This window comes from candidate division KSB1 bacterium (assembly GCA_022562085.1).
Lineage (GTDB): Bacteria > Zhuqueibacterota > Zhuqueibacteria > Oceanimicrobiales > Oceanimicrobiaceae > Oceanimicrobium.
The window spans coordinates 1-8,092 of the sequence record JADFPY010000205.1; the positions used below are offsets into that span (position 1 = coordinate 1).

The window sequence follows — 8,092 nt, forward strand, 5'->3', positions numbered from 1 at the left end:
GGATGCGGACCCGCATGTCCGGTGGTGTGGGGAGGGCGGGAGAGAAACCCGCCCTTACCCGATTATTTTTTATCATAGCACCTAATAAATATAAGGCGATTTTTTTCCATCTATATTAATTCATTCTTGTATACGATTCGCCCACTAGCATTGTGATATGAGCAATCATATGCGCTCCTATAGCACATTCCAAGCCCCGCTTCCAATATAAGTATCCCGCGATTAAACCAAAAAATGCATTTCCTAAAATAATATAAGCAATCAGGGGCACTGTTACAACGCCGGACATCATAAAAACTACTGGAAGATGGCCAGCTCCAAAAATCAAAGCAGACAATACAATTGCAAATATATAATTTATTGAACGAACCTCCGAACCTTTTGATTGAGTGATACGATAGCAACACCAAGTAAAGAATGACATTAGCCCCCACCTAATGAGTATTTCTTCTGTAATACCACCGTAAAGAAGCCGCGTATACCAAGGTGGCGAAAAATTTTCCACTCCCTCTAAGAATTCCGAAGGTAGATATTTGGAAACAACACTTAGGAATATTAAAAGAAATACTCCCCCAATCAACCCACCAAACATTGCGGCAGGAAATATGTTTTTAAATTTTTCTAACATATTATCAGATTGAAAAATTGATTCTATTACTGGCGCAGACAAGTTAACTCGATGAGAAAAATAAGACCCCAAAAACACCATTAGCAACAGCAACACGCCGCTCTGTATCACTGAGATTATCTGTACTAATATCATCGGAATTTCCGGAGGCTCTGGAGCAAGATCGAGCAAAAGCGGAATCATTGGAATTGAAGAGAGTACACCTATCATTCCTATGAAAAATAGAATTAGATTTTGTTTTGATTTCGATTTGGTAAGACTGTTCATACTTGATTCCGGTTTGCTCTGTAAATATAACAAAGAAGTATACAATTTTCGTATATTCTGATATCCGATTAGTTGTCTTTTATTTATGTCTTCTAATCGTATAATACCCCAATTAGAATAATAGCATCCCAAAAATTCTAACGTCTCGCGATTCTGCTGCACGGCCAGCCCCCCTACACAAGCACGAGGTGCGTACCAACCAGTTCTTCCGTGTCAGTAGCAATCGCTTGTTAGAAGGCGCGGTCGGCTAGTCGGCCGACTACCCTCATCGCACCGGATGATTGAACCGGGCATACTGGCCGGACGCCTCGCCTGTGGGCCTTTCAAGCCCGCTCGAGGGGGTGCCAAACCGCGTGCAACAGAGCGTGGGCGACGATGGCGGCCAGAAGGCCGTACTGCCAAAATAGCCATCCGAAGGCCAGTGCCACCACCATGTTCAGCGAGATCGCCGTGGCCACGATGAGCTTCGTGAGCTTCACGCCGGCCGCCATCACGCCAGGAAGATGGCCGAGGCCGAAGAGCAGGCCAGCCACCACGATGGCGACCCACATGCCCAAGCCTATCGGCATGTCGGCAACCCCGATGGCGAGCCAAGCTAAAACCGACATGACACCCCAACGGAACATCACCTCCTCAGCTACTCCCCCCATCAGCATGCGCCCCCAAAGCCCCATCGAGCTCCTGAACTCTTCGATACGGCCGAGGTCTTGCGCAGCCATCCGGGGTCGGAAGACTTGGTAGTACAACAACAGGAACAGCACGCTGCTCAACGCCCCGACGATGAGCGCCGCTGGGAGCTGAGCTGCCGCCTCAGTCAACCCCAATCCCTCTCCATGAGAGACGGCCGCGAACCACGGTGCCCCCAGGCCGGTCCTGGGCGCCACGGCTGTGCCTGCGGCCGCCAGCCCCACCGCAAAGAGAGACTGCTGGACTGCCGCCCCCACCATTACCATCGGGACGGACGCCGTGATGTCACTCCGGCGGCTCAAAAGGCCCTTAACCTGCCCAGGAACGACCAAAACGATCGCTGGGCGGGAGAGCAACCCGCCCTTACCCGATTAGACCTTGGCTTGCCGGCTTATTATTTGCTGCAGTCATGTCCTGCAACAGGATGAAAAGTGCATCGATTCCATTAATAGGTTAAAGATGCTCTAAGATAAAAGTCATGATAGACTGAGCCATGTTCCAAGCTGGGAATGAGGCGTTCTCCATGCAGATTTCGTTCGTCGTAGAGAGCGTATCCGCCAGATATCATAAGCCATTTACTTTGGCGGTAACTCACATCCATTGCAAATTCAAGGCGCTTGCCAATGATTGCCTCAAAAGCTGTCGTTAACTTGTCGAATTGCTTTTCCGCACCAAAGCCGACTTCCGTTCGTTTTTCCCCCTCGAAAACATGTTCAACCGCAAATGGAAATCGCCATTCACCAAATCGATACCCGCTTCTGATCTTATAAGAAAGACCGTCTCGATTCATATAAAAAAGTGTGTTGGGTAATTCTAATCCTCGAAATTCCCAAGGATGAAATCGAGACGATTTTCCTGAGAACATTCTGACAAACTGGTAAACAAATTGATAACTGAGCGCGCTGGTGAATAGTGAAACTTTGCTGCCATTACCAATTTTATCATTATCAATGTTATAACCTCGGCCCTGATAATAATTTACTATGTTGGTAACGTCATTGAAAACGCCCAATCCGGATTCATAATTCCGGGCTGCCAATTTCCCATTTATATAAGGTATCAAAAATCCGATGTGTCCACCATTGCGATACAATTCATCTTCGATAAATTCGCTGAAGAGCATTTCATTATTCAGGCCACCTGTCTGCACCAGACCATACCAACCGTTATTGTTCACTTCATCAGTTAAGGGTGTAAAAAGTGTATTTTCGGGGAAGGCGATTGTAAAGCCCCCGATATTAAACAGACTCGACAAATAAAAGGATAAGAAATCATCATAGGTTTTTACCGAACCTGATAAAGCTGCATTCAAATCCGCATCAGTCGCAATCACCCCGTGGCCATAAAAGGGTTTAAAACCGACAGCTGCTACCCGCGTGCCATGGCCGTATTCATGGTATGCAAACGTAAAAGAGTTCGATAAAAATATAGACCCAGCAAAAAGTAGTAGTCCATTCGCGACATTCCGCAATTGGTGCGAATCATAAAAAAGAAATTTCTTGCCCCTTGTCGTAGAATTTATATCGGGTCTAACGATCAAATCTGCGGGAACGGTTGCCAGATTAAGCATTTCGATTCCGAACTGACCGACTGCTTTGTTTGAATAGCCTTGAATGATATAACGGGAATCGAATGACAGGGTACGTTGGCTGGTTAAAGATTGCGCCAAAATACTTTCTGTGTTTAACATAAGGTATGCAATAATCAAAATAGAGATAGAGAATATACGTATCCTAATAATCGTATTTTTTAAATTCTCCATCTTTGAAGTAACTGCTGTTTTTCGTCGTTCTTTAAACATTTTTCTCTCCTCTCTTGAGCGTCTAAGATATCGGATCCAATTATAGTTCATTATCTTTTTGAGAAGTTATAGCCAACGTTTACGAGTAAAAAGATAGGTCCATAAAACGTCTCATTCTGAAGGTGCACTTCGGCTTTGGCTAAATCATCAGGCTGTATTTCTAACCCAGAATTATTTACAGGGAAAAAATCAATATTTTCGGCATCTGGAAAACCGAGAGGTACGGTCAGGCCAATGTTGAAAGATAACCCGAATTTAAAGACATGATTGTAGCCCAGGCCTAATCCCGCACGATGAACTCTTTTCGAATTCCATGTTACATCTAGATCCGTTTGATAGTTATTATCCCCGATAAGCATTGTATCTGATTTACGACGAAATTTCATATCATAGTCAACTTTTCCAATATTTATATAAGCCAAAGAAACATATAAACCGAACATGAAGGGACTAATTCTTGTTTCAATGCTGTGCATTACCCCGGTTTTGTGATCCAAAACAATATTACCATCCTGGGCGGCATTGGTAAATCCCCATTCTTCTTTTAGGGTTAAATCTAAAGATGAAGAAAGAGAATAACCCAAATAAATAAAACGGTTAACATGATAACCGATGTCAATACCCGGTCGCCATTTATTTACTTTTACATCGTCTACTGTTTCATCGGCTAATGAATTTACTGTAACACTGAGCAATGCTCCTGAAAAGTTAGCTTGTAATTGAATGGGTCGTTCTAAGCGATTTTGAGCGTTGATGGTATTAATTGATACAAAGACAATGAAAAATAAAAGAAATTTGTACATTAGCTAGTCTCCTTTCAAAATATCAACCTAAAACAGTAACACTTCAAGGGTGTCTAACGCTTAAACTCAGCAAGCAGCGGTACGCTGCCGCCTGGAGTGACTGGTTTTAGATTTTAGATTATTGTTTGGTGATGGCAATCTGATGTAAATTGAGCGGATAACCATCGGTGGTGAGTTGACCGCCGTCATCTCCGAAAACGCCGTGGTACAGTCGCAGCGGCGTGCTCGAATCATCCACGTGAAATGCCTGCTTAAATGATTCTGGCTCGTTGGTTTTATTTGAAATGGCGGTTCCAGTAATTTTATTTGCCAGCACATTTTCACCCGCCAGTTCCACCTCGTAAGTCTCACCTATTTGAAAAGTCATAGTAAGAACTTCAGTGTCCATAGCCGGTCCAGAACAATTTGCTGTACCGTGAATATTGATCGTAAGGATTAGATTCGTCTCTTCGAAATTAAACGTTTCATGTAAGTAAACGCCATTCACTTCTGCGCACGTCTGCCAAATTCCCGTCATGTCGACCATGTTGCCGGATGCTGCAACCAGTTCTATTTTAGGTGTTTTTTGAACAGGTTCAACCATATTTCCGCCGCATCCAAAACTTAAAAACAATAAATTTATGAACATGATACCTGGATTCTTCATTTTGATTCTCCTTATATAATTGATTAATAATTATTATTTGCTATTTCCATTTATTCACTTTATCAAGTAAAACGTCACCGGGGACTATGCCGGAAATTTCATCCACAAGTCTGCCTTTGTTAAAAAATAAAAAGACCGGTAACGATCCGATTCGATATTTACTTGTTAGTCTCGGATTTTCTTCGACCAGCACCCGGTAAAATCGTACCTGTGATCCGTACTCTTCGGCCAACCTTTGTAAGCTTGGTAGCATAATCTGTGAAGCACCTTGCCATGAATTTGTGAACTCAACCAAAACAAGAGCAGATGTTTTAGCCAGGACATTCTCAAAAGTCTCATCTGTTAATTCCATAAAAAGGTCATCAGAAGTCATCTGTTTTCTCAAATTGGTTCGCATTTCTCATTGCAATTCTCGTAAAGGGATAACTCAGAATTCGTGCCAAAAATATTTGCAGAAAAACAACAGGGTCTATTTCATTATTAAATAATGATTTGGAGAGGTTGGATGAATGGAAGGGTTGTGAAAAAATAAAGAGAGTTTTTCTGATATATCAGTTTTTTCGGAAATATCAGAAAAAAATCAGGATGTGCGTTTGCTGATATTGAGTTTTTGTATGCGGGAGTAAAGAGTTTTGTCGTTTATACCAAGAATCTTTGCAGCGCCTTTTTCGCCACTAATTCGCCAGTTACACAACTCCAATGCTTTGATAATATGCTGACGTTCGTTTTCATCGAGGGAGGTCATGCTGTCATTTTGTTCTTGAGTTTTGGTAAAGTTTCCATCCAGTTTGAGTTGCTTGCCGGAACTGACAATGACAGCGCGTTCAATAACATTTTCCAGCTCGCGCACATTTCCCGGCCAATAGTACTCTTCCAAAATCTGAATCAGGTGCTTGGAAATCGTTTCGACGCTCTTGCCAGTTTTTGCAGCAAATTTTTTGATAAAATGATTCACCAAAACCGGAATATCCTTTTTGCGCTCACGCAGCGGCGGAACGGTAATGGGAAACACATTCAAGCGGTAAAACAAGTCTTCCCGAAAGCCACCCTCCCGGATAGCCTGTTCCAGGTTGCGATTGGTAGCGGCAATAATTCGGGTATCTACTTTGAGGGTTTGTGAACTTCCGAGCCGTTCAAATTCTCCTTCCTGTAAAACGCGCAGCAGCTTGCTTTGCAACTCAAACGGCAGTTCACCGATTTCATCCAGAAACAATGTGCCACAGTCAGCTAATTCGAACCGTCCGATTTTTCGCACCAGTGCTCCGGTAAAAGCGCCCTTCTCATGTCCGAACAACTCGCTTTCAATGAGGTTTGCGGGCAGCACGGCACAATTCACTTTAACCAACGGCCGGTCTCTGCGCGGGCTGAGATTATGAACCGCCCGGGCAATCAATTCTTTACCCGTTCCCGACTCACCTAAAATGAGCACCGTGGCATCGGTGCTGGCGACCTGTTCAACTTTGTGCAGGACATGATTTAGAGTTTCACTGCGACTGATTATATCCGTAAAGTTGTGCTCAGATTTGATCTCCTCCTGCAAATAAATATTTTCAACACGTAGACGGTCTTTCAAGGTTTCCACTTCGGAATGAGCTTTCTGCAACTCTTGCAACGCCCGTTGTCTTTGATCGATTTCATCCTCAAGTTCCAGGCTTTTGATTACGAGGTTTTTATTTAAACGGGCAAAATTGTAAGCCAGAAAAATGGAAATGGAAGCCAACAAACATAAGATACCGTATCTGTCCAGCGGGATGTCTTTTTCAAAGGATAGGGTCTGTAAAAATCCGAAATCGCCCATTTTTTTATAAATAAGAAAAAGAATAGTCAAACCGAGACCGAGACCGATAATCCAGAAGCCTTGCAACAGCATCGCACGTTTACGCAGCCATGAAACAAGAATGGTTCGCGAAATCTCCGCAACACTCAGCATAATAAGCAGCTGGCCGTAAATTGACGGAGTCAAGGGTCTGAACCAGGTGGCTGCGATTAAAATGGTTCCTAAAATCGCGATTCCGTAAAATTGTAACTGAGGTTTTTGGTAATAAAGGCTGTGTGTAAGGCGGATCATGGCCAGGGCAATAATAAGGCTGCCGGTATAATTTAAGCGCAAACTCCAAAGCACACTGTCAGGAGTTGTGCTAAAGTGGCGCTGTACATCAAAAAAGACGTTTAAGGCAAAACCCAGGGCAATTAATCCGAAATAGAGGTTTGCCTGTGGGCGTCTGTAAAAAAGGAACAGGGCGAGATGAAGAATGGCAAACGTAATACTTATCCCGGAAATCAGCATCTGGTGTGTCGTGCGATTGCGCAGGTCTTTTTCCAGGGTCTGAACAGCGCTTTGCAATGGCTCGATTCTAAAAAAGATCGTCGGTTGTTCACCTGACCAGGCAGGCTGTTTTAGAAAAAAGCTGGAGTACCTCAGGACCAGCAGGTGGGTAGATTGCCTGGTTGTTTTTTCGTGAGTCCTGAAGACGATTGGGTGAAATCTAGGCGACTCGTAAACAACCGCTTGCTCATTTTCTCTCGAATCGCCGACTTTTCCAACAGTGTGCAATAACGTACCATCGAGATAAACTTGCATGGCGCCACGAAGTGACAGCATTAGGGCCATGGGTCTTTCCCAGAGTGTCGAATCAACTTTTAGTTCGATACGGAACCAGCCGCTGCCCTGCCATTGCTCCAATGGAAATTCGTTCATCGGTATCCGGCTCCAGGCACTGTCGTTGAACTCCGGAACTGCCCAATGGCTGCTGTCGCCCGAATGAAAACGGTAAGCAGCGGGAAATTCGATCAGATTTTGCGCAGCACTTTTGGCAGGATTTATAATAAAAAGTAGAAGGAAGAGCAGTCCAATCAATCTAGGGAAAACATAGTTTCTAGGCATATACAAAGGATAACTATCGGAGAGTTAAAAATCAATTGAATAGAATTGGTGTGCGGAATTTGGATAGCAATTCTTCGGGAGAAATTTGAGATGCAATAGTGGCATAGCGACGGTATTAAGCCGTGCGCTTTTTGCATCAGCTTGAATACTTTGTTATAATTTTTTTAAGTGTATGGAATGGTGGAACTCCATCCTTTGACAGTTATTATTGTTATTTTAATCGGCGGGCAGCTTGTGGGGATTTTCGGGATGCTGCTCGCAGTTCCTACCGCAAGCATCATCAAAGTTACGGCTCGGGAATTGCACTGGGGATTAAAGAACTACCGGATTTTTTAGGAGAATCTTCTACTTTGTAGGTTCGAAATTCCGTACGAGT

At 43.8% G+C, this 8,092-nt stretch carries 9 protein-coding genes; 2 read left to right on the forward strand and 7 right to left on the reverse strand.

Going from position 1 to position 8,092, the window contains the following annotated elements; translation table 11 throughout:
- Positions 1-115 precede the first annotated feature (115 nt).
- On the reverse strand, positions 116-895 hold the full coding sequence (locus IH879_15315; GenBank protein MCH7676301.1) for a CPBP family intramembrane metalloprotease: 780 nt from the start codon (positions 893-895) through the stop codon (positions 116-118).
- 323 nt (positions 896-1,218) lie between these two features.
- Positions 1,219-1,713: a CPBP family intramembrane metalloprotease gene (locus IH879_15320; protein MCH7676302.1), complete on the reverse strand. Its 495-nt coding sequence runs from the start codon at positions 1,711-1,713 to the stop codon at positions 1,219-1,221.
- A gap of 15 nt (positions 1,714-1,728) precedes the next feature.
- Here IH879_15320 and IH879_15325 point away from each other — a divergent pair, with 15 nt between their 5' ends.
- Positions 1,729-2,010 carry a hypothetical protein gene (locus tag IH879_15325; protein ID MCH7676303.1) on the forward strand — a complete coding sequence of 94 codons (282 nt, stop codon included), beginning with the start codon at positions 1,729-1,731 and terminating at the stop codon, positions 2,008-2,010.
- Between the two features lie 17 nt (positions 2,011-2,027).
- On the opposite strand, the gene IH879_15330 is transcribed toward IH879_15325, so the two are convergent.
- The 5 genes from IH879_15330 to IH879_15350 form a co-directional block, all read right to left on the reverse strand.
- On the reverse strand, positions 2,028-3,383 hold the full coding sequence (locus IH879_15330) for a hypothetical protein (protein MCH7676304.1): 1,356 nt from the start codon (positions 3,381-3,383) through the stop codon (positions 2,028-2,030).
- A gap of 50 nt (positions 3,384-3,433) precedes the next feature.
- Positions 3,434-4,186, reverse strand: coding sequence for a hypothetical protein (locus IH879_15335; GenBank protein MCH7676305.1), 753 nt, complete (start codon positions 4,184-4,186; stop codon positions 3,434-3,436).
- Between the two features lie 118 nt (positions 4,187-4,304).
- A complete protein-coding gene (locus tag IH879_15340) occupies positions 4,305-4,832 on the reverse strand; it encodes a hypothetical protein (protein ID MCH7676306.1) in 528 nt (175 codons plus the stop codon).
- A 40-nt stretch (positions 4,833-4,872) separates the two neighbouring features.
- Positions 4,873-5,229, reverse strand: a complete 357-nt coding sequence (locus IH879_15345) for a hypothetical protein (protein MCH7676307.1) — start codon at positions 5,227-5,229, stop codon at positions 4,873-4,875.
- 183 nt (positions 5,230-5,412) lie between these two features.
- A complete protein-coding gene (locus tag IH879_15350; protein MCH7676308.1) occupies positions 5,413-6,762 on the reverse strand; it encodes a sigma 54-interacting transcriptional regulator in 1,350 nt (449 codons plus the stop codon).
- Between the two features lie 1,149 nt (positions 6,763-7,911).
- On the opposite strand from IH879_15350, the gene IH879_15355 reads away from it, so the two are divergent.
- Entirely contained in the window at positions 7,912-8,052 is a 141-nt protein-coding gene (locus IH879_15355) for a hypothetical protein (protein MCH7676309.1), read from the forward strand.
- Positions 8,053-8,092 lie beyond the last annotated feature (40 nt).